Origin of the sequence: Rhizobium sp. GR12, from assembly GCF_036596185.1 — a bacterium.
GTDB lineage: Bacteria > Pseudomonadota > Alphaproteobacteria > Rhizobiales > Rhizobiaceae > Agrobacterium > Agrobacterium nepotum.
In genome coordinates, this window is the sequence record NZ_JASXTH010000003.1 from 126,604 (window position 1) to 152,923 (window position 26,320).

Consider the following 26,320-nt stretch of genomic DNA (forward strand, 5'->3'; position numbering starts at 1 on the left):
GGACGCTGGCGTGCGCCCCCGCCCTTTTCCTTTATTTCCAGAGGACGACAATGCCACTGATCAAAATCAACCTTCTGAAGGGCCGATCGCCCGAAGAACACGACACGATCCTCGATTGCATCCATGAGGCGGTAGTCCAGGCCTTCCATGTACCGCCGGCTGATCGCTATCAGCTCCTGATCGAACATGAGAAATCGCATGTGCGCGCAGAGGATACTGGGCTCGGTCTTTCCCGCAGCAACGGGCTGATCATCATTGAGGTGATCTCACGAGCACGATCCGCTGACGACAAACAGGCCTTCTATCGTCGTGTTACCACGGGACTTTCGGAAGCCTGTGGGGTCGACCCAGCCGATGTTGTGGTCAGTATCGTAGAAAATGGCGACGCGGATTGGTCCTTCGGCCTTGGCAGAGCTCAATTCATGACCGGCGAGCTTCGCTGAAAACGCCCCATTTGCGGGAGCGAAAAGACACTACTGTCTGTGCAGTCCGATAAGAGACACCTGTCAGACAATCAGCTCCGCGAGTAGCAACTTGCGGTTCCGTCGCATCCGCGTGACGCAATAAGATCGGCCAATGCCCGGCGGCTGGTGCGCTCGAACTCGAGCGGCGTCACCGAAATCTTTCCTGCCGCTACAGCGCTCGCCTCGCTGCTGTCGGCGTCGACATGGACTGACCTCGAAAGACTGAGCCAGAAGTAGTCGAGTTTGCGTGGATCTGTACCCGCAACAACCTGAACATCATCGAGATGCCCTCTTCCCTGCGTTGTAAGGACAACCTCGCCCGCAGATTCGGCGGCACAATCGGGAAAGTTGATGTTGAGGCAACTTGCTGCGCTCCAGGAACCGCCTGCGAACATCCGGATCACGTCGGGCGCGCGGGACCGCGCCGTCGACCAGGGAATGTTGTCACGGTCTGAAAACGCCTGGCTGAGCGCCATCGACGGGATGCCGAGCAGCATTCCAGTCATCGCCGCTCCAACGGTGCCGGAGAAGACCGTTTCCACACCGATGTTTGCTCCCCGGTTGATGCCGGACAGGATCAGCTCGGGCGGCTCGTCCATAAGATGCCGCACCGCCATGACGACGCAGTCGCCGGGCGTCCCCGAAACTGAGAAACGGCGCGCGTCTTTGCGGGAGACGCGCAGCGGCGCGTGAAGGCTGAGGGAATGCGAGATGCCGCTCTGATCATGATCAGGGGCGACCACCCAGACATCATCAGCCAACTCGTTTGCCACCTCTTCGAGCACCTTGAGGCCGGGCGCATCGACGCCGTCGTCATTTGTCAGAAGTATCCGCCGCAGTCGTTTCGCCATTGCGTCTTTCCCATGCTTTTTGCTAACCAATAATAGCTAATAGTCGTTAGCAATAACGGCCGACGCATGCAACAACGAGGATGTGATGAAAATCCAGGAGAACCTTCTGAAGACAAAACTGCGGACGGGCCAAAAGTGCTTCGGCATGTGGCTGCATTCAGCCTCTCCAACGATTGCCGAGATCGTCGCACAGGCCGAACTGGACTTCGTGATCATCGACCAGGAACACGGCGTCGGTGATCTCGACAACGCCGTTTCAATGATGCGGGCGATGCTGGGCACCGGTACGACGCCGGTTTTGCGCGTGCCGGCCAGTGATCCTGTTTATCTGAAGCGCGTTGTGGACGCGGGTGTGCAGGCCGTGCTCGTTCCAATGGTCAACACGGCAGAGGAAGTGAAATCCGTTGTCGACGCATGCCTCTATCCCCCGCACGGCAGGCGGGGAAACGCCGCTGGAGTTGTGAGAGCATCACGGTATGGGATGGTCCACAACTACCTCGATATCGCCCATGAGCAGATGTTGATCATTCCACAGATCGAGACGGCTGAAGCCGTGCACAATGCGGCCGACATTGCTGCGGTTGCGGGCGTCGATGTAATTTTCATCGGTCCTTCTGATTTATCTGGAAGTATCGGTCTTCCGGGACAGACAGGCGCAAGGCAAGTGGAGGATCTGATCGCCAAATCATACGAGGCCATCCGGGCCTCTGGAAAACCCGCTGCCACCGTACCACGTCACGGGCGGACATGGCAGGCGCTCTTCGACGACGGCTATCAGATGGTGGCGACGGGAAGCGATCTTGCCTATGTGAGGGACGCCGCGTTGCGGCAGGCAGACGAATACGGCCTGTGGTCGGGAGGGATAAGCAAATGACGCCAGACGACGTGTCCAAGCTGCGCTCGCGTATGACCCTGATGGCGAGACGCCTGCGCAAGGAAGCGATGAATGACGCTGTATCATGGTCAAAGATGCTCATCGTCGGACTGATCGACCGCATGGGCGGGTCGGTTACGCCGACGATGCTTGCGACTGCGGAGGGAATGTCATCGGCCAATGTGGCAGCGCTGCTTCGCGAACTGGAGGCTGTTGGCCTTATTGACCGAACCCCCGATCCTGACGACAAACGGAAGACGTGGATCAGCCTCTCTCCAAAAGGGCAAAGGGCACTTCGCGAAAGCAGGCAGGCTCGCGAGACCTGGCTACGCGCGGCGATGGAGGCCACCCTCAGCCCGGCCGAGCAGGAACAGCTTCTGGCGGCAAGCGAATCCCTGGAGCGGCTTGCGCTCTTTTACGAGTCCTCGCGAGGGTGAACCCTGACATGTTTGCACTGCCAGCATACCGACGAAATCGCTGCCTGCACCATGTGCTGACAAGGGTCGACTACTCCCGCCGGAATCTTGGAGTCCTCATCCGTATCGCTGGGCAACGGGCGCCCCCCCTTGGCGGCCCCTAATCACAGGTCGGCGGCCGATCGAGCGTGACCATCTGCGCCATGATTATCGCCCGTCGATGTAAGTCCATGCCTCAAGGCGGCAAATACAACGATCGTGACGATAGCAGTTGCGACACTCAAGCAGCCAACAGCGAGCGTCGCAGTAAAGGCTCCCGGACGGACCTGATACAGCCGGATGAGAGCACTGGAAAGCGCAGCCATCGGAAAGGTGAACCCCCACCACGAGCGTGAGAAGCGGGCTTCCCACAGGCGCTTGCCATGGCTGGCCACGCACAGCGCAAAGAAGAGGGAGCAATATGTCCCAAATTCTGTAAGCAGGTTACCATGGCCAAGGATGGTGGACAGGGCAATCGCAATGACTGCGGGGGCAGAAACAAGAATTTTCAGACCCGGCAGTGCCCGAACGGCGATCCGGGGTTCGGCAAAACAAAGTCTGAAGAGAATGATCGGCTGAAACGCAATCCAGCACGCAATGGCGGACATCAGCATCGCCCTGCTCAGGTCTTCATAGCCAAGCGCCACGCCCGCGAATGCAGGCGAAGCGTTTCCAACCATCGGGATCAACCACGTCGGATTTGCTTCAGTGACGGGATGCGTGGTGGTCATCCAGCGGCGCATCGATGCCACTAACAACACAAGCTGCGCGCTCGTCGTGGGCCACCAGATGAACTTTGCCAGGGTCGTGCTGTATGGAAGTACTGCCGCCGCCAGCAGGGATCCCGAAATTGTTGCGGCCGAAAAGAACACGAACTGCGCAGATGAGCGCCATTCGTCCACCAGAGCATTCGGGCAGAGACAGATGCGGACAAGCTGCACTACCAGCAACACGCCATACACAACGGAACCCGCAAGCAGAATGGTTTCTCCGATCAAATGCGGCCAACCGAACGTATCTGATGCGATCCTCCATCCCAGTCCGAGCCCAATGATACCCATCGAGCTGGAAAACAGATCAAACCTTTTGTCCTGCAGAAAGTGGTTTGGCATGGAAATCCCTCAAGGCACCCTGTCCAACGCGGGCCCACGTTGACCGTTCAGCACAAGGCCAAGACGGGTGAAGCCTCTCCATTGGTATATATCCGAGAAGATGATAAGGTCCAATTTGTCAAAATCATTGGTCCGGTCTGAAACGCGATGCTTGATATACGCCTTGACGCGGCCGCCAGTGGCGCGCTTCCGATCTACCGGCAGCTGCTCGATCAAATTGAATTCCTGATAAGGTCCGGGAAACTCTCATGCGGTGAACGCCTGCCGTCGACGCGGGATCTTTCCCGTCAGCTCGGGATATCCCGCGGCGCCGTCGTGCAGGCCTATGAAGAACTTTGCAGTCGCAACATCTGTGCAAGCCGCGTTGGTCGTGGCACAGAAGTTCTGGCGGTCAGCGACGCGGTGACATCAGCACTCAATCGTGCACTCGACGCAACGGCGGGGACATTGCTCGCGTTCGACGAACCGATCATCGATGATCCTCGCGTGCGGTCATTGATGCCCAGTATTGCGGACACGACACATCTGCCGGTGACCGAACTGCGACAGGGCTTCAACAAAGTGCTTCGTTACCCCGCGTTGCTGAATGCTTTTGGCGAAAGCGCCGGCGACCTGACACTACGCAAGCTCATCTGTGAGAAGCTGCTCCCCGCGCGCGGCATCATTGCAAAGCCGGAGGAAGTGCTTGTCGTACCCGGGTCCCAGTATGGGGCCGTGCTGATCGCGATGACGCTGCAAAAGTCATGCAACGCGATACACTTTGGCGTACCGGGCTATATCGATATTCCGAGGAACTTTGCCCGCTTCAACTATACCCTTCACGCGCATGGTGTGGATAGCAACGGCATTCTTCTCGGGGATACGCGGCTGGGCCCTGAAGATCTCCTGTATCTGATGCCGCAACATCACTTCCCCCAATGTCTGACCCTGGACAATGCACGGCGTGCAACAATTCTGGAGCAGTCAGAAAAGCGCGGCGCCATGATCATGGAAGATGATTACGACAGCGAATTTTATTACGATCATCAGCCACAAGCCGCACTGAAGGCGAGCAATGCAGGACGAAACGTCATATATTTTGGCACGTTTTCCAAAGTACTTTTCAACACTGTTCGCCTGGCATACGTCGTCGCCGACGCTGGCTTAATCCGGGAAATGGCGGGGTTGCATTGGAGCCTGTCAAGAGGAACGAACGGTCTTGTACAGCGATGGGTGGCAGAGCTGCTTGCGAGCGGTGTCATCGAACGTCACGTCCAGCGAATGCGAAGCGTGTATCGGCGCAGGCGGGATAAACTCGCCGGCCTCTTGGGTACGATGTTCCCGGACTGGGACTTCCAAAAGCCTGAGGGCGGGCTTCAGTTCTTCGTCAAAATCGGGTCCGACATTGAATTGCAGCGCGTACTGGCTGCCTGTCAGAAAGCGAACCTGGCAGTCGGCATTCCATCGGTTTACACACTCCCGGAAGTGCCATCGTGTCTGTTCATTGTCATCGGCTTCGGCGCAATGCAATTCAGCCAGATCAAATCGGCCCTGGTGGACCTGCGTCGCATGCTGTAGCGGAAAATGGCTGTCCCGGATGATTGACCGAAGGCCCGGAGTTCAGCGCGGCGAGCTGACGAGGATAGCTGCGGCTCGATTGGCGGCATGCAGTGCACCGGCGAGTGGTGTATCCTCAAGCAGACGTGCAGCCAAAACGCCGACGAACTCATCGCCTGCGCCATGCGTGCTGACAAGCTCAATCCTGATTGCCTCGATTCGGATTTCCTCACCATTGCGTGTTGAACACGCGACCCCCTCGCCGCCTGCAGTCACGACCGCCACTGGAAAGGACTGTGCCAGACGTCGCGCTGCTGCCATCGCATCGTCGAGCGTATCAACGGCGGAGCTGCCTGCGAGTGCTTCCGCTTCGACCGCATTAACGATCAGGACATCGACCAGCGCGGCCAGTTCGGGCGACAGATCTCTCGCCGGTGCGGCATTGAGGAGCACTCGACCGCCGGCACTCTTCATCGCAGATGCGGCAAGAGCATTGGCCGCGTCCGGTACCTCGTTCTGGAGCACGAGTATGTTACCGGAGCGAAATAGAGATGCAGCGCTTTCAATATCACCCTGCGAAAGCTGCAGATTGCTGCCTGACACAATCACAGCACCGTAATCACCCTCAGAATCGAAGATTGCGACGCTCATGCCGGACGCCGCGCCCTCGATGACGCGAACATGATCGATCTCGACGGCTTGCCTGACAAGGTTTGAGAGAAGCACCCTGCCGAATTCGTCGTCGGCAACGGCACCGATCATCGTCGAACGTACACCGGCCCTGGCGGCGGAAACCGCCTGATTTCCGCCTTTCCCGCCGCACGCCGGATGCCAGGCGGAGCCTGTCACGGTTTCGCCCTTGCGCGGCCGCGCTGGCCCCTTGACGATGATGTCGTAGTGGAGGCTGCCGAAGACGACGACGGCGGGGCTTGATCCAGTCATAGTAACCTGTCTTTCCGTTTGGAGGCCACGGCCGCCATGGTCTTTTCGAGATTGTTTTCCGCGGCGCCATAATCACGCTGTGCCACGGCGACGAATACGGCATCGAGAATGTTGAGCTGGGCAATGCGGGCGGCCGCATTTTCCCCCATCAACGGTGATCCCTGCGCCGTCGAACACAAGACTACGTCAGCATGCTGCGCAAGCGGCGATTCATTGTAATTCGTGATCGCAATCGTCCGTGCGCCGTTTCGCCGGGCCAGCTGCATCGCCTCGATGACAGCCATCGTGTTGCCGGAGTGCGAGAATCCGACGGCAATATCATCATTGCCGAGCAGCGAGGCAGACATCAGCATCATGTGAGAGTCGTCATAGGTGCTGGCGCGCACGCCGATACGCAGGAACTTGTGCGCCACATCGCGCGCGATCTGCGCCGAACCGCCGACACCATAGAAATCACGCTGACGGGCGCCATGGATCAGGTCGGCGGCGCGGTCAAACGCGCTGACGTCCATGATCGCAAGAGTTTCTTCCAATGCCTGGATGGACGTGCGAAACACTTTCTGGATGATTTCTTCGGAGGTGTCGTCGACAGACAGTTCCTGGTGCATTTCCGCTGTCGGCAGCTTGTTGTACTGGGCAAGGGCGTTGCGGAACTCCCGATAGCCCGCAAAACCCAGCTTTTTGGTGATCTTCACGACCATCGCTTCGGAAACGCCGGCATCGGTTGCGATTTCCTTCAACGATGTATCGTCATCGAAGGTGCGCAGCGCGAACACGGTTTCCACAACACGTGCTTCCAGTGGCGTCAATAGCGGCATCCGCATACGAATGCGTGGGCCAACTGCCTTCAGATCCATTTTATCGGAGTTCATTCCCGTCCCCTTGTCGCGCGATCAATCATCATTGCGACAAGAATTATAAGGCCAGTTGCAAGCAGTTGATAGAAAGCCTGGACATTCATCAACGTCAAACCATTGCGCATGGCACCAAGAATAATCGCGCCGAGGATCGTACCGAGGATAGAACCTTTGCCGCCCATGAGGGAGGCACCGCCGATGGCAGCCGCAGCAATCGCATCCAGCTCCCAGAGGTTGCCGAGGATCGGTTCGGCGGCGCCGAGACGGCCGATCAGAATGAAGGATGCGAGTGCAGCCAGAACGCCGGAGATCACATAGGCGGTGATCTTGGTCAGCGCGATCGGCACACCAGCAACATAGGAAGCCTCTTCATTGCCGCCGACGGCAAGCAGATATTCACCGATCGGCGTCTTTTTGAGCAGGACCCAGGCCCCGAATGCAACCACCGCAACGATGATGACCGAGTTCGGGATACCGGCCACATTACCGTTGAACAAAGACCGGAACCCCTGCGGCACGCCGAGAACCGGATTCCCGCCCGTATAGATCAGCGCGATGGCGCGGTAGGTGCTGAGCGTTCCGAGCGTGACGATGAACGGCTGAAGGCCGACATAGGCAACCAGCACGCCGTTGACGAGACCGCAGAAGGCACCGACGCCGAGACCGGCAAGAAGCGCCACCGGCACGGGAACGCCCGTCACCAGAAGAGCGGCCGTCAGCACGGCGGAAATCGCCGCCGTCGGGCCGACCGAGAGGTCGATACCGCCGGAAATAATGACCAGCGTCATGCCGAGTGCGATGCAGGCATTGATACTCGACTGCTGCAGGATGTTGATGAGATTACGCTCGGACAGGAAGCCCGGCACCAGCGCCGCAAACACGGCCATGATGATGATCAGACCGATGAGCGTACCGGCATCACGCAGCGAGAACGAGCTGAAGAGTTTCGAGGAACGCTTGGGCGTTTCGGCGGCGATATCAGACATGGGTGTGCTCCTGCGTCGAGGAATGTGTGTTTGGCTCGGCATCGCCGACGGCGTGCGAGACGATGGCCTGTTCCGTCAGCTCGTGTCGCTCCAGCTGGGCGGCGATGCGGCCGTTGCGCATGACGATGACCCGGTCCGACAGCCGGATGACCTCGGGAAGCTCCGAGGAGACGACGATGACGGACTTGCCTTCGGCGGCGAGGTTTTCGATCAGATGGTAGATTTCGGACTTGGCACCGACATCGATGCCGCGTGTCGGTTCGTCGAACAGCAGGATTTCAGACCCGGCGGCAAGCCAGCGGGCGATGATCGCCTTCTGCTGGTTGCCACCGCTGAACAGCTTGATCGGACGATCGATCTGGAACGGCCGCAGATTGACCCGCTTCAGCAATGTTTCGGCAGTATTGTTAACCGCCGAATGGCGAACGACGCCGACCTTCGCGAATTTTCGCAAGGACGGCAGCGCCATGTTCAGGGACACCGGGCGCATGGGGATGATGCCCTCGCGCTTGCGCTCTTCCGGCAACAGACCGATACCGGCAGAGATGGCGGAGCGCGGGTTTGTCAGCTTCAGCGCACGGCCGTCGATGCTGATCTCGCCAGACTCAATCTTGTCGACGCCAGCCAGAAGGCGCAGAAGCTCGGTACGGCCGGAGCCGACCAGGCCGGCCATGCCGACGACTTCGCCGCGTCTTACTGTGAAGGAGACGTCGCGGACATGCGTGACCGCGGAGGAAAGGCCCCGCACTTCGACGCGAACATCCTCCTTCACAAATGAATTGTGTTCTTCCTGCATCAGCTCGCGGCCGACCATCATCGCGATCACGTCCGACTGGGCAGCGGTGCGCAGGTCGACCGTGCCGATGACATTGCCATCACGCATGACGGTGCCCTGGTGGCAGATGCGGAAAACCTCGTCCATCTTGTGCGAGACATAGATGATCGCCACGCCGGAAGCCGCCATCTTCTCGATGATGGCGGCGAGGCTCTCGAATTCGGCCGGCGTCAGGCTGGACGTCGGTTCGTCCATAGCGACGATCTTGGCATTTTCAAGCAGGGCGCGGGCGATCTCGACGATCTGCCGCTGCGCAACCTTAAGGTTCTTGATCGGCGTCGAAGGGTCGATCGACGGGTCGATCATGGCAAGTGCTGCGGCCGCGCGCTTTTCCTGCTCGCGACGATTGACCAGCAAGCCGCCGGCAGTCTTCAGCGGATGGCCGAGAAACATGTTCTGCGCGACAGTCAGATTGGGGATCTGCTGCAGCTCCTGATGGATCATGGCGATGCCGGCGCGGCGGGCATCCTCGGGGCTCTTGAACGTGGCAAGTTTGCCATCGACGTAAAACTCGCCGCTGGTCTGGCGCGACACACCGGACAGAATGCGCAGCAGGGTCGATTTGCCGGCGCCGTTTTCGCCGAGAAGAGCGTGAACTTCACCGGGCTTTATGGAAAAGGTCGCGTCCGAAAGCGCCTTGACGCTAGGAAAGGTCTTGGTGATGCCCTCGAACTTGAGGCGAGCCGTTGTCGTCATCTCGGTGCTTTCATCAAAGGAGGGGAGCCGGTCTCGGGAGGACCGGCTCCTGTTGCGATTACTGCGCGGAGGCAGCATCCTTCATCAGCACGGCGCGGACATCGACGCCGTCGCCCTTGTACCTGGCAAGGTTGTTCTTGGTGATCAGCGCCTGCGGCGTGGCGACGACACGCGCCACCTTCTGGCCTGCGACGAGACGAAGAGCGGTTTCCATCGCCACTTCACCGGTCAGGATCGGGAAGCTGTCGACCGTACCGGTCAGCTCGCCGGCCTCGATCGACTTGTAGGCGTCGGAAATGCCATCCGTGCCGAACACGGCGACCTTGCCGAGCAGGCCGGCAGCCTTGACCGCCTCGATGACGCCGAGTGCCATGCCGTCATTGTTGCAATAGAAGCCGACGAGATCGGGGTTCTGCTGCAGAATGTTGGTGGCGGCATCGTAGGACTGCTGGCGATCCCAGTTGCCCGGAACGCTGGCGACGACCTGGAACTTGGAGTTTTCTCCAATGGTGGCCTTGAAGCCCGCTGTACGCTGGACGGCGGCAAACACACCAGCCTGGCCTTCGATGATGGCGACCTTGCCGCCTTCCGGACGGTTGTCGATGAACCATTTGGCAACACGGACACCGTTGTCGCGCTGGACATTGCCGACATAATGTTCGGCCTGCGGGATGACGGCATCATTGACGTTGACGACGGGGATGTTGGCTTCCTTGGCCTGCTCCATGACCGGCTGCAGGTTGGCGTCGGTCTGCGGCGACACGAGAATGACGTTGAAACCGGTGGTAACCATGCCTTCGGCGATCGTCAACTGACCGAGCTGATCGCCCTCGCTCTGTGCTGCCTGATATGCAACCGTCACGCCCGCCTTCTCGCCGAATTTTTGATAACCTTCGCCAAGCGAACGCCAGTATTCGTTGGTGAGCGTCTTGGAAACGCCACCGGCACGCGTGCCTTCCGGAATTTTCGGAAACGCGCCATATTTCGCTTCAAGCTGCGACCAGTCGATACGGTCCTTTTCGGTATCCGAGTTGAGCGGCGCAAGCTCCTGCGCGAAGGCTGCGCTTGCCATCAGCGCCAGCGCCATGCCGGCAATCGCGGATTTCAGGTGTCTGTTCATGGTATCCTCCCAGGTGTGGTTGTTGGAATAGAAAATGTCTCTTGGAGCCTCTTCAAGCGACGTCGCCGAGCATTGCCTCCTGAATGATCGACTGCGCGGTGACGGCATCCTGACGGTCGATCGCGCTGCCGAGGCGGTTGTCGCCTTCGAGACGATCGACAACCTTCAGCATGCGCTTGACGGTTTGAATGTTGACTTCGCATTCATGAACCGGATCGAGGCCGGTCATGTCAGGGAAGGTGTCGAAATAGATTGCGCCATCGTAACCGTCGCGACGGATCTGGCGCAGCAGTTCGATGGTCTGAATCGAGTGCACCGCACCGACCATCAGGCCGTCATCGCGCTTGGCGTAGCCGTCATTGAGGTGAACGCCGAGCAGACGGCTGTGGCGGGCGATCATTGCCGCGGCGAAAGCCGGCTGTTCATCTGCATAAAGCACATGCGCGAAGTCCAGCGTGACGCCGAGGTTGGCACATCCAGCTTCCTTGATCGCCAGAAGCGTCGTGGCGCAATCCGGCATCAGGCTGTAGGAGCGCGGCTCGTTCGGCTTGTATTCGATCGAGATCAGGCAATCTGCGTCGTGCCTGCAAACTTCACGAATTCCGTCAATTTCGTGTTGCCACATGCGATCATAGTCAGCCTGGAAAGCATAATCGAAACCGTCCTGGCCAAGCCAGATGGTCATCAGGTTGGAACCGGCTTCACGTGCGGCATCAATGCCGGCCTTGGTCAGGTCGATCGCTTCACGACGAACGCTTTCATCGGGATGGGTGAAGGCACCGAGCTTGAAAGCCGGATTGGTGTAATACCGCATGGCAAAGCCGTTGATTGCCAGACCAATATCTTCCAGCTTGCGCTTCAGTTCTGAAGGCTTTTCACCGACGTGATCGGGATAATTGAGGTCCAGATCCGTCAGGCCATCGACCTTTGCGGCGCGCGCCGCCATCTGCAGAGCGGTCGGCTTGCCTTTAAGATCCGGCCATTCACCGGCTGGGTTTGAAGCGAAGGAGTTGAGGCGGGTAGCAAAACGGAGATTCGGCAATGTCTTCGGCCCTATCGGAAATGATCAGATAGCCAAACTTCACAAATTTATGTTGTGATGTAAAGTAAAATAGTTTGTGCGCTGCGGGATGCCCGGCGGGGGCACCGCTTTTCGCACTTTCCCGAGCTCGATCGCAGCGTAAAGTCGGCCTCGGATCGGTCCCATATTGCGCGTCCTGCTCGCGGTGAAGCCGGCGCGGCACAACGCCGCCGAGGCTACGTTCCACAGGGCGTAGATGACGGATCACCTCGCAAGGCACCTGCTCGTCGCAGTGACAGCCTCGTTCAAAACGAGCCACGAACGTGGCTGGCTTCAGGACGATTGCCGTTCACATCAATGACCGGAACATTGAGGCGGCGACATCGACGCGTCGTAAATTCCCCGCTGGCTGTTTGTCGGCACACACGAAAAATCACGCGGTTCTAGAGAACGCTTAAAGAGCGTCCAGCTGCATGAGCAGATTGGGAACATGAGGGGATACATTGGCTTTTGGCCAGGCAGCGTAGAGTTCGGCGTTTGGGCACTCGTCAAGAATTGCGAGAAATGTGACGCCTGCAATAGCCATGCGACTTGCCGATCGCGGCACCAGGGCCACGCCGAGACCAGCTCCAACCGAGCACAACATGGTCGACATCTGCGACGCGTCCTGGAAGAATGCCGGCGTATAGCCGGCCGCCCGGCATAGATGCAGGATAAGATCGCGAAAGCCGGAAGCTTCCTCCCGTTCAAAAATCACCAGCGGCAGGTCCTGCACCTCCCTCAGGCGGATGGCGCCGCGCCCGGCAAGCGCGTGGTCTGACGGAATGGCGATCAGGAAGGGCTCCGTATGGACCAGGCGGATATTGAACCGCTCGTCCAGCACGGGCGGGCGAACAAAAGCGATATGGATGCTGCCGTTTTCGAGCGCTATCAGCTGCGATGGCGAGTTCATTTCGTGAAGTGAGACCAAAACCTGCGGATGGGCGCAAGCAAAGGCCCTCAACAAGGGTGATGCGAAATCGAGAGCGGCGGTTTCAGTCAATCCGATGGCAAGGCGACCGCCCTTTCCGTCTCCTGCCTGCCGTGTCGCGGTCTCCACACGGTCGAATTGCGCCAGCAGTTGCCGCCCTTCCTTCAACAGTATCTGTCCCGCTGTTGTCAGGGCAATCGGCCGTGAACTGCGGTCTATCAAAGTCACGCGTAGCTCGGCTTCGAGGCTCTTGATCTGCTGGGATAGCGGCGGCTGCGCCATATGCAGCAATTCGGCTGCCCGCCCGAAATGCAACTGTTCGGCGAGAACGACAAAGTACCGGATCTGACGCAAGTCCAAGTCGGCCCCTCCCTTGGATCACGGATACAGCCGTCATTATACATGCAAAATACCGCCGGGGACCTGCCGCGACGGTATTTTTGTCATCTGGCGAGATTGTCAGTCACCATTCATCGCTTTCCCGGTGCGGTCCTTGGCAGACAACAGCGCGAAAATGCCCAGCACGCTTGCCACCATCATATAGTAAGCAGGTATGAGAGGGTCACCGGTAGCCTCGACCAGCATCGAATTGATCAGCGGCGCCGTTCCGGCAAACAGAGCGATCGTGACGTTATAGCTGACAGCCATGGCCATGAACCGCACTTCCACCGGGAACAGCGACGGGATTTGGGCGAAGATGCAGGCGGTAAGCATGGCCAGCCCAATATTAAGGATGACGAGGGCCGCGATCTTCAGAAGAACCGGCTGGGTGCCAATGATATGGAAAGCTGGAACGGCGCAGATGAGCGTCAGTGCGAGACCCGCCAGCATCATGCTCTTTCGACTGGTGCGGTCAGCGATTGACGCAAAAGGTGGTATCAAAAGGACCAGCACTGTCATTGGGATGAGATTAACCGCAAGTGCCTGTGCACCTGTCAGACCTACTGTCCGGTTGAGATAGGTCGGCAGGTAAGTCAGGACCGTAAAGAGAGTGACGTTGGTGCCGATAACCATGCCGGCGGCCTGCAGCATGGATCCCTTGTAATTTCGCAGTCTGGCAAGTTTCGTCAGAAGCGGGGCATCTTTAACCTTGCCCTGCTTTCGCGCCTGCATGAACAGCGGAGACTCCTCCAGGCGGTAGCGGATATAGAGTCCGACCAGCGCCAGCGGTGCTGCAAAATAAAAGGGGACACGCCAGGCCCATGCGACGAGTTGCTCGTCGGTGACCATCGAATGCAGAAGAAAAGCGACGACGGCACCCATAAGGAAGCCCGCCATGCAGCCGACCTCGACCCAGGCGGTCATTCGCGTGCGATGGTGGTTGCCGCAGCGCTCCGCAACGAAAATTGCCGCCGCCCCGACCTCGCCACCTGCCGACAGACCCTGGAGCAGACGCAGAAGCGTCAGAGCAATGGGCGCGGCAATGCCGATTGATGCATAGCCGGGGACAAGACCGATGGCGAATGTGGATGCGGCCATGACGAAGAGCGTCAGGTTCAGCACCCGCTTGCGCCCGATCCGATCCCCCAGCGCCCCGCAGACGATCCCGCCGAATGGACGGGCAAGGAACGCGACCGCGAAGGCAGCAAAGGACGCGATGATCTGGACGCGGGGTTCGGACGTCGTGAAAAAGACCTTTCCCATCACCGCCGCGAGATAGCCATAGACGGAAAACTCGAACCACTCGATGACGCTGCCGGCAGCAGCACCTGCCACGACCCGCTTCAGTTCCGCATCATTGCCCTCGAGAGGCTGCGCGTCGGCTTGCGACGCGTAATTTATACTGGACAAGTTCGTTCCCCTTTTTTGATTGATCGAAGGCTCTTATCCGGTTTCACCCGGACCTGTCGAAGTCGCCTCAAGCTCCGGCAGGAATATTCTCCATGGACGCGCGCGGCGCCGACACACCCACCTTCGGTGCAACCATGATGTCGAGCCAGCCGCGGGCATCGACCGTCGCGACGTCACCCTCGTGAATGACGATCGTGGTCGTCTCGGATTCAAAGACAGCTGGGCCTTTGATACGCTGGCCGCGGCCAAGGTCGCCCGAAAGGTATACCGGCGCCCGCCGCCATTCCCCGCCGCTGAATATGCGGCGGTGAGCCCACGGCGCGGCGATCCGGTCCGAAGGGGACACGCCTTCCTCGACGCCTGTGTTCCTGGCCACTTCACATATGATCGCCACCCGGGCATTCACCAGATCGACCTCCTCTCCCGGGGAGGAGAAGGTATAAAGTTCCTTGTGCCGCTTGTGGAAACGGTCGACGAGAAGCTCCGAGATACCGTCGGCATCGAGGTCGAGGCCATCGAGAGCAACGTCGACCTCATAGATTTGCTCTCCGTAACGCATTTCAGCCGAGCGTGAAACGCGCACCTTATCAACCATATCTGCTGGAACTTTCGCGCTCGCCTTCGCCTCAAGCGTGGAATAGATCTCACGCAGGGATTTGTCGTCGAGGGCTGCGTGGTCGCCGACATGGCTGGCGGACATTTCATATCGCAGATCGCTGGCAAGCATGCCCCAGGCACAGAGGACCGAAGCAACACTTGGGACCACGACGCGCGGCACGTCCATCTCGCGCGCAACCTCAACGGCATGCAGTCCTGCGGCACCACCGAAGCTCAGCATCGTAAACCTGCGCGGGTCGACGCCCTTGCGGAGCGTCATCAACCGGATTCCGTCGGCCATCTTGACGTTGATCAGGCGATGAATGCCAACCGCGGTCTCCTCACTCGAAAGAGACAGCGTTGCAGCCAGACGATCCACTGCCGCCTCGGCGGCCTCGACGCTGAGACCTCCCGCAAAAGCCTGGTGATCAAGGTAGCCAAGCAGGAGGTTCGCGTCGGTCACCGTCGCCTCGGTTCCGCCCTTGCCGTAGGCCGCGGGACCGGGAACGGCGCCGGCCGAACGCGGGCCGACATCGAAACGACCGGCCTCGTCAACATGGGCAATAGAGCCGCCGCCGGAGGCAAAGGACAAGATGTCATAGCTTCGAAGCGCTATCCGCTCGCCCGCCATTCCCCGCTCGGACGTCAATGCAACCTCCCCACCGGCAATCAGGGAGACTTCCGTCGAGGTGCCGCCCATATCGAAGGGAATGACATGTTCCTCGCCGATCATCCGGGCACACGCACGTGCTCCGGCAATGCCGCCTGCGGGACCGGAAAGGCATGTTCCGGCGGCGAGCCTGGTCGCATCGGCGACCTCGCAGATGCCACCATGGGAAAGGATGATGAAGAGCGGCCCCTTATAGCCGACGCTATCCAGTTGCCCGCGCAGGCGATCGAAATAGTTCTTCACGACCGGACCGACATAGGAATTGACGACAGTGGTCGAGAGGCGCTCATATTCCTTGATCTGCGGCAGCACCTCGCTGGACAGGGAGACATAGGCTCCGGGCATGTGTTGTTCCAGTAGCGCCCCGGTTCGCCTTTCGTGATCCGGATTACGGTAGGCATGCAGGTAGCAGACCGCGACCGAACTGACGCCGGCCCGCTTCATTTGCTCGATCTGGCGCATTATGACCGTTTCATCCAGAGCAGTGAGTTCACGGCCGTCATGCGACATGCGCCCGGGAACGCCATAGCGTCGGTCGCGGGGGACGAGCGGCTCCGGCGATACCATACGGAGGTTGTATCTGTCTGGTTTCAGACCCTCACGCATTTCCAGAATATCGCGATGACCTGCCGATGTCAGCAATCCAACTTTCGCGCCCCTGCGCTCGAGCAGCGCATTGGTTGCGACGGTTGTGCCGTGCACGATCCGGTCGGTTCGCCCCATAAGCTCTGCAAGCGTCATCCCGACCTTTTCTGCAAGAACGCGCAAGCCGTTCAAGACGCCAACCGACTGGTCGGCCGGTGTTGAGGGGGACTTGGCAATCGTCGTTCTGCCGCCTTCATCAATTGCGACGAAGTCGGTGAACGTGCCTCCGACATCGATACCAATTACGAACTTCTGGATCATGCTGCGCTTCTTGTCTTGTCGTTGTCCAGGCCGGTATCGATTAAGCCGCGCTGGATATCGAGTTTATGTGCTGAAGGATCGCGTCGGGCGGGATCGCCCCATCCGCCGCCGCCGCCGGAGCGAACCTCGATCAGCATTTCGGACGTCAGCTCAAGACCGAAACTCTTGGTACGAAGTGCAGTCGACCCGTGCGGGCCGGTCAGACGATAGTCGTGGGGGGCGCCGTCCCTTCCGCCTGCTATTCCCGCCGCGCCGTGGCGCACGCCCTCGCCTGCGGTATGGGCATAGGCCGGGACTTCCAGCCGCAGATCCAGCTCACTGCCAACACCACCGCGGAACTCACCGTCTCCGCCCGAACCGGGGCGGAACTCGTGGCGCTCAAAAAACAGCGGGAAACGCGCTTCCGTCACCTCGATGCTTCCGAACTTGATGCCGCCGACGGAATGCCATTCGCCGCCGTTCGACCAGCCGTCACCCCTGGAAGAAGCGCCGCCACCCGGACGCGCGTGGAAAAGATGCCACACGAATTTGCGGCCGTTTCTCGGGTTGTCACCCGTGATCGACATTCTGAACCGCCTGCCCCAGCCGCCCATTGTCCGGTCAGGGCACGCGCTTTCGAGCGCTCTTACAATGGCCTCGACAATCTCGTTTGCAGGATGGGTCGTGCAGAGCGTCACCGGCGCGTTATTGTCGCAACAGACGACCGTGCCGGGTTTCAGCTTGACGTCCAGCACACGGAATGCGCCGTCATTCTTCGGAATATCGGCATCAATCAGATAGGCGAGCGCCATGGCGACTGAAGCACGGGTGTTGGCGAAAGGCGAGTTGGCGAAACTCTTCGATTGCGGATCGCTCTCGGTGAGATCCACCGTCAGGTTGCTGCCGCTGACAGTCACCCGCGCGCGGATCGCTATGTCCTCACGACCCCTGCCGTCGTCGTCGAGATAGGCCGTCCCGGTATACTCTCCATCCGGCCATTCGGTGATGATCGCCCTTGTGCGGGCTTCGGCGGCGTCAAGAATCTCGTCGATCGCCGCACCGACTTTGCCGGCGCCAAATTCTGCGAACAGACGAGCCAGCCGGTTCTGGCCAAAATGCGCCGCTCCGATCATTGCCTGCATGTCACCACGAAAATCCCGGGGGAAGCGCACATTCATCAGGATCATCTCGAGGACGTCTTCGCGCATGCGACCGGCATCCGCGAGCTTCATGGGCGGGATGCGCAGACCCTCCTGCCAGATTTCGGTGGCCTGTGGATTGTAGGCTCCGTGGGTCGCCCCGCCAATGTCACCCATATGCGCCCGTACAACCGTCCACAGGCGACGCTTTCCTTCAGCAAAAACGGGAACAAAGATTGTGACGTCCGGCAGATGGCTACCGCCGGCATAGGGATCGTTCAGAACGATGATGTCACCGTCCGAGATATCATTGCCGAAACGATCCTCGACGGCACGAACAGCCCATGGCAGGGCCCCGACATGAACGGGAATATGATCGGCCTGGGCGACGAGACGGCAGTCCGCGTCCAGAACGCCCATCGAAAAGTCGCGGCTGGCGTTGAGAATTTGAGAATAGGCGGTGCGCAGCATGCACTCACCCATCTCTTCGACGATCGCGCTGAGACGGTACTGGATCACCGAACGTGTGATCGGATCGACGGGCCTGGAAAATTCGCTCAAAGACTGGCTCCTTTGCCTGTTTCAGCGAGCTAAGACCCTGACACGGGCGACGTCCAATACTGAACAGATATAATAAGATAATTGCTTGATAATAATGCAGCGCCATCAGGTGCTTAATTACAGGGCATGCCTCGATATTTTTCGCTTGCGTTCCGCACGGGCGCTTCCAGCGCGACGTTTGAGACGCTCCATCGTATCGTGACCTTATGCACCACGCCCTATTTCGAGGGCGACAGCGGTCCTGACGCGTCAGGCTGCCAGCTTCGGTGATGTTCATCACGTCTCTTACTTGACGGCACCTGCCGTCAGGCCCTTGACGATGTAACGTTCAAGGAAGATTCCGACCAGCACCAAAGGCATGATGGCGGCGGTCGCAATCGCTGCCATCGACCACCAGTTGATGCCTTGCGATCCCGTCTGGCTTGCCACCATCACGGGCAGCGTCTTCGCGTTGGAACTGGTGAGAAGGGCGGCGAAGAAATACTCGTTCCAGCAGAGAATGACGGAGAGAATGAACGCCGCCACCATGCCAGGCAACGCGATTGGCAGCACGATGCGCAGGAACGCGCCCCAGATCGAGCAGCCGTCGACGAGGGCCGCCTGCTCGAGTTCCAGCGGGATCGTGTCGAACTGATCGCGCATGATCCAGATGACGATAGGCAACACCATCAGCGTATAGACGAGGATAAGGCCGACCAGCGTATCCAGCAGCATGAGGTGCTTGTAGAGAACCAGAAACGGCATGGCGAGCACTACGGGTGGAAGGATGAGCTGCGACAGGAAGAAGAAGGAAATGTCCTTGTTCTTCATCCAGAGGAATTTGTAGGAAAACCGGCTGAGACCGTATGCCGCGAGAGAGCCGATAACGACGGCTAGGAATGAGGCGCCCGCCGAGGCAACGATGCTGTTAAGAAAGCGGCGGACGAACTCATCACGGACCGTCGATTGTGCAAAGATCGTATCAGGCGAGAGACCCAGCGAGCGCCAGCCTTTCCAGTCGGGCGTGAAGTCGACGAAAGGAATAAGGTGTCCTTGCGTGACATTCACCGCCGTCTTGAATGATGTGGTGATGGTCCAGTAAATCGGAAACAGCGAAACAAAGGCCCAGAACACCAGAGCCGCATAAATCAGCAGGCTGCTGGTCAGAAACTGCGGACGGCGGGACCAGAGACTTGACCGTGTCGTGGATGTTTCAACATGTGTTGCCATCGGTTTAGCCTCAATTGTCGCGTTGCATCCACCGGCTCGCCCCTTTGAGGATGAGCGCGACGAAAATGATGATGATGACGAGATAGAATTCCGCGAGCATGGTGCCGTAGCCGACATTGGAGCGGTCGCGATATTCGCGGAAGATGAAGCTGGAGACGGTATCGGTTGCCCCGCCCGGCCCGCCTGCCGTGACGTTGATGACGATATCGGCCAGCTTCAGCTGAAAGATGATGCGCAGGATGATGACGGTGATGCTGACCGGCAGCATGAGTGGAAAGGTGATTTCCTTGAAACTCTGCCAGCCGGAAGCACCATCCACCTTCGCCGCCTCCTTGATCTCGGCAGGCAGGGCCTGAAGGCCTGCGAGCAGCAGAATCATCATGAAGGGAATGGACACCCAGGCGTCCATGGCCATGATTGAGGAGCGCGCCAGCCACGGGGTGGAGAAAAACGCCGGATTGTCCCAGCCGAGATGGCGTGCCAACGTTGCCGCCGGGCCGAAACGGTATTCCATCAGCGACTTGCCGATCATCCAGCTGACGGCTACGGGGCTCAGCATCAGCGGCAGGAGGAAGGCGACACGGAAGAATTTTCGCGCCTTGATCTCGGCGTTGAGCAGGAGCGCCAGCCCGAAGGCGATCGCGTATTGCACCAGCACGGCCGCCACGTAATAGACCATATTGAGAAGCGCGTTCCAGAAGTAGACGTCGGCAAACAGGGCTCGCAGATTGTCCAGCCCGTTGAACCGCCGCCCGGCGGCGGCACTGAGATTCCAGTCGGTAAAGGCGATGTAGAGGCCGAAGACGGTGGGAAAGACCACCATGGCAACGGTAAAGAGAACGGCAGGGAGCACGAAGGCTGCACGCTGACCCGCCTCGCCGCGGATCAGGATCTGCGCCGCGCACAAGGCACCTGTCCAGAAGATGTAGGCAAAGAGGAGCGGCCGCCAGTTGACGAGACCGATCGAGGTCACGCCGGAAGCTTCGAGCACCTGCAGGAGGAGTACGGCAAAAAGCAGAACCGTCGCAACCATGAACAGCAGCCGGCCGCGCCTTGCGGAGATCAGCTGAAGGTGCGCACGCTCGGGGACGGTTGACATCGGCGACGTGACGGCAGGCAGTGTGGTATGGGACATTGGCAAACCCTTGGAGCGCAGCGCGTCGCGCACGAATGGGAGCCAGGCGACGCGACGGCGACGCCTGGCCTTTCCGGTCAGGCTCCGAGTGAAGCCTTGTAGAGCGCGATCTGCTTGTCGCGACCGAGTTGATCTGTGATCTTCTCCCAGGCGGCGGCGATTGCGTCAGCACCTGCCTGCGCACTTGCCTGACCGGCAAACACCTTGGCCAGTTCATCTTCTGCCACGCTGTAATATTGGAAGATGCCAGGGATGCGCGGCTCGATAGCCGCATTGGGATGGTTGTAGGAGCTGGACTGCGAGTTGAGGTAGCTCGTGATGAACGCCTCGTCGTAGCCCGCCGACACCCATTCCCTGATATCGAACTGGCTCTTGCGGTAGCACTGGAAGCCGGAGGGATAAGCCGCCGTCCACAGCGCCAGATCCTTGCCGCCGAGATGGGCCGCCGCACTCCAGGCCGCTTTTTTCTTCTTCTCGTCACTGTCGACCCGCGCCATTACGTAAACGCCCCAACCCAGATAGGCCATGTTCGGTGCGTGGTTCGGGCCGCTGGCGAGTTTGTCCCACTGGCCGGTCTTCGAATTGTAGACGTCGTCCGAGCCCGGCAGAATATCAAAGCCGATCGTATCACCCACCACCGAACTGTCGCTGGTGCGTGCGCCAGCACCCACGTCGCCCCACCAAGAGACCATCGAGCCGGTACCGGCCAGAAACTGCTGGAAGGCTGTCGTGCCCGGATCAGCGTTCAGCTGGTCCCCTGCTTCCGACGGCAAGGCGTCAATGACGTCCTGGATCGCTCGGACCCAGGCCGGGTTGTTGATACGGGGCTTCATCGTGTCGGTGTCGAACAGCCAGGCCTTGTCGTCTGGATGCTTGGCATAGGCCGTGGCTCTCGAGCCGAGGAAGTAGAAGCCGAAACCGCCCCAGGCCTTGGGTGCGTCAAGATAGCCGACCGCTTCCATACCACCAACGGTCTTGCCCTTGAGAAATTTGGTAACCTCCTGAACCTTCTGCCAGGTCTTTGGCACGCCCCACTCGCCCTCATGCCCTTCGTCCTTCCAGGCTTTGGCGAGATCCGCGTCGGCGAAGTAATCAGTGCGATAGTTGAAGTTGTGGCAATCGCCATCAACGGACACGCGGTAGGTCTTGCCATCCCAGGTACCAACGGGCGCTTTCAGGTAATCCACGTAATCGTCCATGTCGATCTGGGACTTGACCCAATCCGGCATTTCCGAAGCGAGCCCCTTGCCGCAGACATCGCCCTCGAACGGAGCGCCCATTTCCAGAATGTCGAAATCGACCGTACCTGTGGCAATCGCCTGTTGCAGACGTGGATTGTAATCCGCCTGGGCCAGATCGATCCATTTGATCTTCGCACCGGTATATTCTTCCCATGGCTTCAGAAAGCCGCGGAACAGAACGTTATGAAGGTTCTGGTTGTTGAGGCCCATGAAGGACAGTTCAACACCGGCAAATTCGCCCTGTTTGACGTTCTTTTTCGTGGCCTCCAGGCACATCTCACCAACCTTCTGCCAGTCGGCATCAGTTGGCGAGCCCTTGCCGACGCCGGGAACCTGCAATATCAGGCTGCGCAGCGACGCATCCTGCGCAAAAGCTGCACCAAAGCCGCCGAGCGCGAAATTGGCCGCCGCCACAGCCCCCAGGCTTGCACCTGTCCTCAGGATGGCACGGCGGCTCAGGCCAATGGTCATCATTCTCTCGAAATCGCTGACTTTCATGTGGGTCTCCTCCCGTTTATAGAAATGTTTCGATGCACGGCAACCAGCCCCCTGCCTGGAGCGCCAGCCAGAACTGTCAGTCGAGCCGCAGGCCGCTCTCTCCATCGAAAAGATGGACAAGATCCGGGTTCGGCGTCATGGCGATTGCGTGGTTTGCCGGTTCATCGACGCGCTCGCGAAAGACACCGATGATTTTCTGATGTCCGAGCCTCGCAAATACCTGCGTTTCCGATCCCGTCGATTCCACAACGGTAACATCTGCGCTGACTGCCCCGCCGAGCGTGAAGTGCTCCGGCCGGATGCCGTAATAGGCCGCTCTGCCATCGGAGCCTGCCGGGGCGTGAACCAATGGCAGGCGGATACCTTCGTCCGTTTCGAAGAACGGCGTGCCGGACGTCTGAATTTTGCCCTTTATCAGGTTCATCGAAGGCGAGCCAATGAAGCCCGCGACAAAAATGTTGGCTGGCCGGTCGTACAGCGTCAGCGGCGAGCCGATCTGCTCAACGCGCCCGTCTCGCAGCACCACGATCCGGTCTGCCATGGTCATGGCCTCGACCTGGTCGTGGGTCACATAGATCATTGTCGTTGCCAGACGGCGCTGCAATTCCTTGATCTCGGCCCGCATCTGGACGCGTAATTTTGCGTCGAGATTGGAAAGTGGCTCGTCAAACAGGAACACCTTGGGATCTCGAACGATCGCCCGGCCCATCGCCACGCGCTGCCGCTGGCCACCGGAAAGCTGGCGCGGATAGCGGGCGAGGTAAGGCGTAAGATCAAGAATTTCAGCAGCTTTATGGACGCGGGCGTCGATATCGGCCCTGATTTCTCCACGCATTTTCAGCGCAAAGCCCATGTTTTCGGCGACTGTCTTGTGCGGATAAAGAGCGTAGCTCTGGAAGACCATGGCGATATCACGGTCTTTGGGCGGCAGGTCGTTCACGACCTTGCCGTCGATCTGGATGTCGCCAAAGCTGATCGGCTCAAGACCCGCAACCATGCGAAGCAATGTCGACTTTCCACAGCCCGACGGTCCCACCAGAACGACGAACTCGCCATCCGGGATCTCGACGGATACGCCATGGATGACCGTGAGGCTCCCATAAGCTTTGCCAACATTCACAATATTCATCGATGCCAAGAAATGCCCTCCTCCAAGGCGCCGCGCACTCCTCGCGACGTTCGATCGGCCTCCCTGAGAATGGCGGCGGGGAGAGCTTCTGCTCTTCCCGCCGCTGCCCGGCTTATCTTGGGAGGATACCGTTCGTCTAACGAACTTCACATAGTAAATATTTTGTGTAAAGTATGCTTCTTAGGGTTTCTTTAAAAAAGATCACGTTTGCCGCAAGGAAATTGCGGGAACGGCCTGCTAATCCGGGACTGAGGTGACTGTTCGCTTCTAAAATCAGGCAGCAAAACGTTTTTTTGTGCGCCTCGTCCAGTTGAAAACATTACGATGTTTGTATATTTCATAAAGTATGAGTTTCGTTTCAGGGAGGAAATGTGAATGTTGAGAGGAATCGACCCGGTCCTAAACGCCGAGCTGATACATGCATTGATGCTGATGGGGCATGGCGACCAGCTTGTGCTCTGCGACGTCAATCATCCCGCCCAAACGATCGCGAGACATACCACCTACGGAAAGCTCATCGATGTTTCCGGGTGCGGCCTTGAGCGGGTTGCTGAAGCCGTTTTGAAGCTCTTCCCGTTGGATACATTCATCGAAGCGCCCGTAAAGCGGATGCAGGTCGTTGGCAACCCCGACGGCCAGGCGCCGATCTTTTCGGCGATGCAAAAGGTCATCGACGAAGCAGAAGAGCGCGTTGTGCAGATGGAAGCGCTGGAACGTTTTGCCTTTTACGAGGCAGCAAAGAAATCCTTCGCCATTGTCAGGACGTCGGACCCGGGACCCTACGGGTGTTTTATCTTCAGCAAGGGTGTCATCTAATCCTTGGCGAGGTACTAAGACCTACGGGCTCAAGGACGATCGGCCAGCGCGCGGGACGCGTCGATCCAGGTGCTGGCCGCATCGAGCAGTTCGTCCAGCGAAGCTGCCGCTGCCTGGCCGGGTACGTAGGCGCTTGCCCACTATTGAAAATTGAGTGCTCCGATCCTGTCGGGTCCCGATTCCAGAAGATGGGTCGGTTCATCGAGATCCTCATTGGAGACCTTGCGTCCCAGTTGCTTGTTGATGATAATGCGTCGTCCTCGGGGACGCCTGAGCTTTAGACATGGCGCGAACAGTTGCCAGCCCATTGCTCCATCGGTCACACTATAGGGGGCAGGCCTCATCCAACGACGAACCGTTACCGGCACACTGTGCCCGTTCGTCCCGCTTCGCAGTTCGCCCGACTGCATTCAGCCGGAACAGACCGAAGAGTTCAGTCCGTCCCATTCAATTTGCGGGAAACCCGGTTGAGTGCCGTTTCAATCTCAGTTCCCGACAATGCTGTATAGCCGACGACAAGCGACCGATCAGAAAAGCGTTTCAGGTTTCCTTGTTCCAATGCTCCTGCCATTGCAAGCGGATAAAGGCCGACGTCACAACTCAAAGCCACAGCATGAATATCGGCCGCAGCGGGCAAGTCAGGCGGCAGCATCCACATCACATGCATGCCACATTCCTTGCCGGACACCGTGCTACCTGGAAAGTGACGGGCAATCGTATCAACCAGCGCATTCCTGCTTGCCATATAGCTTCGCCTCAGGCGCCTGAGATGACGCGTGAACGCCCCTTCCTTCAGGAACTCGGCGACGACCATCTGCTCCAGCCAGGGCGAACCGTTGTCCAGCAGCGTTTTGACGATATCCGCCTGATCAAGAAGGTGTCTGGGAAGAACCGCGTAACCGAGCCGAAGGCCTGCGCCGATCGACTTGGAGAAGGTCCCGAGATAGATGACGGCTCCCCGCCTGTCGAGACCCGCCAGGGCCGTCAGTGGCAAGCCATCATACCTGAAATCGCTGTCGTAATCGTCCTCGATGACATAGCTGCCTGTCCTGTATGCCCAATCAAGCAGATGAAGCCTGCGATCGAGGCTCATGGTGTAGCCGGTCGGAAACTGGTGCGAGGGCGTGACATAGACGAGGTTTCCGGAAAAATCCTCAAGCTGGGAAACTACTGCTCCGAACTCGTCGACGTCGATCGGCTTCAAGCGTGCGCCATAGCTGTTGAACAGAAATGCCGCCCCCTGATAACACGGATTCTCTACAGCGACGCTTGGTTGCATGCGTCCGCTCAAGAATATGCGTGCAAGCAAATTGAGAGCGCCCTGGATACCGGAAGTAATGACAATCTGCTCCGCGCCCGCATCAATCCCGCGGGTGTCGCGCAAATGAGCTGCTATTGTCGATCGCAGCCCAGGAATGCCCCGCGGATCGCCGTATTCCGTTTGCGCCTGATGCGCGATCTGAAGATTTCTGGCAATGGAGCGTCTCCAAAAGTTGCTCGGAAAGCTCGACGGGTGCGGCCGGCCAACGAAGAAATCGAATTTCGGGCGTAGGGCACGTTCCGACCATAGCTTGGGCGCTCGCCCGGTAAACGACGGATTGGCGCCAAGCCGAATGCGCTTGCCGGTTTCGATTGTCGCGGCCCCGGTATTCCTGACGAGAACGGCGGTTTCGGGCAGTCGATCATTCACAAAGATTCCGGAGCGCGCCTTAGCTGCGATGTAGTCCTCAGAAGCGAGGCGCTCATAGGCATGAGAAACCGTATTTCGCGCAACATTTATCTGTTCCGCAAGACTACGGGACGATGGCAGTTTTTGTCCCGCCGCGAGCGACCCCGCAAGGATCATCTGGCGAACCGCCTCGTATATCTGCACCTGAAGGGGCCGCTCACCCAGCCGATCAAGATCAAGGATCAATTGCATTCGTCACCG

General features: G+C 58.9%; 22 protein-coding genes. 5 read left to right on the top strand and 17 right to left on the bottom strand.

The annotated features are described in order from the left end of the window. Positions 1-50: 50 nt before the first annotated feature. The gene (locus tag QSK43_RS06425) at positions 51-443 is read left to right on the top strand and encodes a tautomerase family protein (RefSeq protein ID WP_332302741.1); all 393 of its coding nucleotides are present in this window, start codon (positions 51-53) and stop codon (positions 441-443) included. 71 nt (positions 444-514) lie between these two features. Here QSK43_RS06425 and surE read toward each other — a convergent pair whose 3' ends face one another. Beyond that, entirely contained in the window at positions 515-1,315 is an 801-nt protein-coding gene (gene surE, locus QSK43_RS06430; protein ID WP_332302742.1) for a 5'/3'-nucleotidase SurE, read from the bottom strand. Between the two features lie 85 nt (positions 1,316-1,400). Here surE and QSK43_RS06435 point away from each other — a divergent pair, with 85 nt between their 5' ends. Both QSK43_RS06435 and QSK43_RS06440 read left to right on the top strand, forming a co-directional pair. Next, positions 1,401-2,189, top strand: coding sequence for an HpcH/HpaI aldolase family protein (locus QSK43_RS06435; RefSeq protein WP_332302743.1), 789 nt, complete (start codon positions 1,401-1,403; stop codon positions 2,187-2,189). Continuing rightward, positions 2,186-2,626: a MarR family winged helix-turn-helix transcriptional regulator gene (locus QSK43_RS06440; protein ID WP_332302744.1), complete on the top strand. Its 441-nt coding sequence runs from the start codon at positions 2,186-2,188 to the stop codon at positions 2,624-2,626. Before QSK43_RS06435 ends, QSK43_RS06440 begins: the two co-directional genes overlap by 4 nt. Positions 2,627-2,769: 143 nt before the next feature. Here the strand turns inward: QSK43_RS06440 and QSK43_RS06445 are convergent, their stop codons facing one another. Continuing rightward, positions 2,770-3,756, bottom strand: coding sequence for a hypothetical protein (locus QSK43_RS06445; protein WP_332302745.1), 987 nt, complete (start codon positions 3,754-3,756; stop codon positions 2,770-2,772). A gap of 147 nt (positions 3,757-3,903) precedes the next feature. Between QSK43_RS06445 and QSK43_RS06450 the strand changes: the two genes are divergently transcribed. Continuing rightward, a complete protein-coding gene (locus QSK43_RS06450) occupies positions 3,904-5,313 on the top strand; it encodes an aminotransferase-like domain-containing protein (RefSeq protein ID WP_332302746.1) in 1,410 nt (469 codons plus the stop codon). Positions 5,314-5,355: 42 nt separating this feature from the next. Here QSK43_RS06450 and QSK43_RS06455 read toward each other — a convergent pair whose 3' ends face one another. From QSK43_RS06455 to QSK43_RS06520, 14 genes are all read right to left on the bottom strand, one after another. Further along, complete coding sequence (locus QSK43_RS06455) at positions 5,356-6,234, bottom strand: ribokinase (RefSeq protein WP_332302747.1); 879 nt, start codon at positions 6,232-6,234, stop codon at positions 5,356-5,358. After that, positions 6,231-7,106, bottom strand: coding sequence for a MurR/RpiR family transcriptional regulator (locus tag QSK43_RS06460; RefSeq protein WP_332302748.1), 876 nt, complete (start codon positions 7,104-7,106; stop codon positions 6,231-6,233). The genes QSK43_RS06455 and QSK43_RS06460 overlap by 4 nt, the downstream gene beginning before the upstream one ends. Beyond that, positions 7,103-8,077 carry an ABC transporter permease gene (locus QSK43_RS06465; RefSeq protein WP_332302749.1) on the bottom strand — a complete coding sequence of 325 codons (975 nt, stop codon included), beginning with the start codon at positions 8,075-8,077 and terminating at the stop codon, positions 7,103-7,105. The genes QSK43_RS06460 and QSK43_RS06465 overlap by 4 nt, the downstream gene beginning before the upstream one ends. Continuing rightward, positions 8,070-9,608 (bottom strand): sugar ABC transporter ATP-binding protein, encoded by a 1,539-nt coding sequence (locus QSK43_RS06470; protein WP_332302750.1) that lies wholly within the window; start codon positions 9,606-9,608, stop codon positions 8,070-8,072. The genes QSK43_RS06465 and QSK43_RS06470 overlap by 8 nt, the downstream gene beginning before the upstream one ends. Before the next feature lie 58 nt (positions 9,609-9,666). Next, positions 9,667-10,728, bottom strand: a complete 1,062-nt coding sequence (locus QSK43_RS06475) for a sugar ABC transporter substrate-binding protein (RefSeq protein ID WP_332302751.1) — start codon at positions 10,726-10,728, stop codon at positions 9,667-9,669. Between the two features lie 52 nt (positions 10,729-10,780). Then, positions 10,781-11,770 (bottom strand): sugar phosphate isomerase/epimerase family protein, encoded by a 990-nt coding sequence (locus QSK43_RS06480; protein ID WP_332302752.1) that lies wholly within the window; start codon positions 11,768-11,770, stop codon positions 10,781-10,783. Positions 11,771-12,203: 433 nt separating this feature from the next. Then, on the bottom strand, positions 12,204-13,079 hold the full coding sequence (locus QSK43_RS06485; protein WP_332302753.1) for a LysR substrate-binding domain-containing protein: 876 nt from the start codon (positions 13,077-13,079) through the stop codon (positions 12,204-12,206). 99 nt (positions 13,080-13,178) lie between these two features. Beyond that, on the bottom strand, positions 13,179-14,510 hold the full coding sequence (locus QSK43_RS06490; protein ID WP_332302754.1) for an MFS transporter: 1,332 nt from the start codon (positions 14,508-14,510) through the stop codon (positions 13,179-13,181). Between the two features lie 67 nt (positions 14,511-14,577). Further along, entirely contained in the window at positions 14,578-16,683 is a 2,106-nt protein-coding gene (locus QSK43_RS06495; RefSeq protein WP_332302755.1) for a hydantoinase/oxoprolinase family protein, read from the bottom strand. After that, positions 16,680-18,362, bottom strand: coding sequence for a hydantoinase B/oxoprolinase family protein (locus tag QSK43_RS06500; protein ID WP_332302756.1), 1,683 nt, complete (start codon positions 18,360-18,362; stop codon positions 16,680-16,682). Before QSK43_RS06500 ends, QSK43_RS06495 begins: the two co-directional genes overlap by 4 nt. Positions 18,363-18,647: 285 nt before the next feature. Next, a complete protein-coding gene (locus QSK43_RS06505) occupies positions 18,648-19,571 on the bottom strand; it encodes a carbohydrate ABC transporter permease (RefSeq protein ID WP_332302757.1) in 924 nt (307 codons plus the stop codon). A 10-nt stretch (positions 19,572-19,581) separates the two neighbouring features. Beyond that, a complete protein-coding gene (locus QSK43_RS06510; RefSeq protein ID WP_332302758.1) occupies positions 19,582-20,706 on the bottom strand; it encodes a carbohydrate ABC transporter permease in 1,125 nt (374 codons plus the stop codon). Positions 20,707-20,783: 77 nt separating this feature from the next. Continuing rightward, a complete protein-coding gene (locus tag QSK43_RS06515) occupies positions 20,784-22,445 on the bottom strand; it encodes an ABC transporter substrate-binding protein (protein WP_332302759.1) in 1,662 nt (553 codons plus the stop codon). A 76-nt stretch (positions 22,446-22,521) separates the two neighbouring features. Beyond that, positions 22,522-23,583, bottom strand: coding sequence for an ABC transporter ATP-binding protein (locus QSK43_RS06520; protein WP_332302760.1), 1,062 nt, complete (start codon positions 23,581-23,583; stop codon positions 22,522-22,524). Positions 23,584-23,949: 366 nt separating this feature from the next. On the opposite strand from QSK43_RS06520, the gene QSK43_RS06525 reads away from it, so the two are divergent. Continuing rightward, complete coding sequence (locus QSK43_RS06525) at positions 23,950-24,390, top strand: RbsD/FucU family protein (RefSeq protein ID WP_332302761.1); 441 nt, start codon at positions 23,950-23,952, stop codon at positions 24,388-24,390. 433 nt (positions 24,391-24,823) lie between these two features. Here QSK43_RS06525 and pdxR read toward each other — a convergent pair whose 3' ends face one another. Continuing rightward, positions 24,824-26,311, bottom strand: a complete 1,488-nt coding sequence (gene pdxR, locus QSK43_RS06530; RefSeq protein WP_332302762.1) for a MocR-like pyridoxine biosynthesis transcription factor PdxR — start codon at positions 26,309-26,311, stop codon at positions 24,824-24,826. Positions 26,312-26,320 lie beyond the last annotated feature (9 nt).

What these genes read in the sequence shown, in the direction of transcription:
- QSK43_RS06435 (WP_332302743.1), top strand. Translation starts at nt 1,401, where the DNA reads ATGAAAATCCAGGAGAACCTTCTGAAGACAAAACTGCGGACGGGCCAA.
- QSK43_RS06515 (WP_332302759.1), bottom strand. Translation starts at nt 22,445, where the DNA reads ATGAAAGTCAGCGATTTCGAGAGAATGATGACCATTGGCCTGAGCCGC.
- pdxR (WP_332302762.1), bottom strand. Translation starts at nt 26,311, where the DNA reads ATGCAATTGATCCTTGATCTTGATCGGCTGGGTGAGCGGCCCCTTCAG.
- QSK43_RS06475 (WP_332302751.1), bottom strand. Translation starts at nt 10,728, where the DNA reads ATGAACAGACACCTGAAATCCGCGATTGCCGGCATGGCGCTGGCGCTG.
- QSK43_RS06440 (WP_332302744.1), top strand. Translation starts at nt 2,186, where the DNA reads ATGACGCCAGACGACGTGTCCAAGCTGCGCTCGCGTATGACCCTGATG.
- surE (WP_332302742.1), bottom strand. Translation starts at nt 1,315, where the DNA reads ATGGCGAAACGACTGCGGCGGATACTTCTGACAAATGACGACGGCGTC.
- QSK43_RS06465 (WP_332302749.1), bottom strand. Translation starts at nt 8,077, where the DNA reads ATGTCTGATATCGCCGCCGAAACGCCCAAGCGTTCCTCGAAACTCTTC.
- QSK43_RS06525 (WP_332302761.1), top strand. Translation starts at nt 23,950, where the DNA reads ATGTTGAGAGGAATCGACCCGGTCCTAAACGCCGAGCTGATACATGCA.
- QSK43_RS06455 (WP_332302747.1), bottom strand. Translation starts at nt 6,234, where the DNA reads ATGACTGGATCAAGCCCCGCCGTCGTCGTCTTCGGCAGCCTCCACTAC.
- QSK43_RS06460 (WP_332302748.1), bottom strand. Translation starts at nt 7,106, where the DNA reads ATGAACTCCGATAAAATGGATCTGAAGGCAGTTGGCCCACGCATTCGT.
- QSK43_RS06510 (WP_332302758.1), bottom strand. Translation starts at nt 20,706, where the DNA reads ATGTCCCATACCACACTGCCTGCCGTCACGTCGCCGATGTCAACCGTC.
- QSK43_RS06505 (WP_332302757.1), bottom strand. Translation starts at nt 19,571, where the DNA reads ATGGCAACACATGTTGAAACATCCACGACACGGTCAAGTCTCTGGTCC.
- QSK43_RS06445 (WP_332302745.1), bottom strand. Translation starts at nt 3,756, where the DNA reads ATGCCAAACCACTTTCTGCAGGACAAAAGGTTTGATCTGTTTTCCAGC.
- QSK43_RS06470 (WP_332302750.1), bottom strand. Translation starts at nt 9,608, where the DNA reads ATGACGACAACGGCTCGCCTCAAGTTCGAGGGCATCACCAAGACCTTT.
- QSK43_RS06495 (WP_332302755.1), bottom strand. Translation starts at nt 16,683, where the DNA reads ATGATCCAGAAGTTCGTAATTGGTATCGATGTCGGAGGCACGTTCACC.
- QSK43_RS06425 (WP_332302741.1), top strand. Translation starts at nt 51, where the DNA reads ATGCCACTGATCAAAATCAACCTTCTGAAGGGCCGATCGCCCGAAGAA.
- QSK43_RS06450 (WP_332302746.1), top strand. Translation starts at nt 3,904, where the DNA reads ATGCTTGATATACGCCTTGACGCGGCCGCCAGTGGCGCGCTTCCGATC.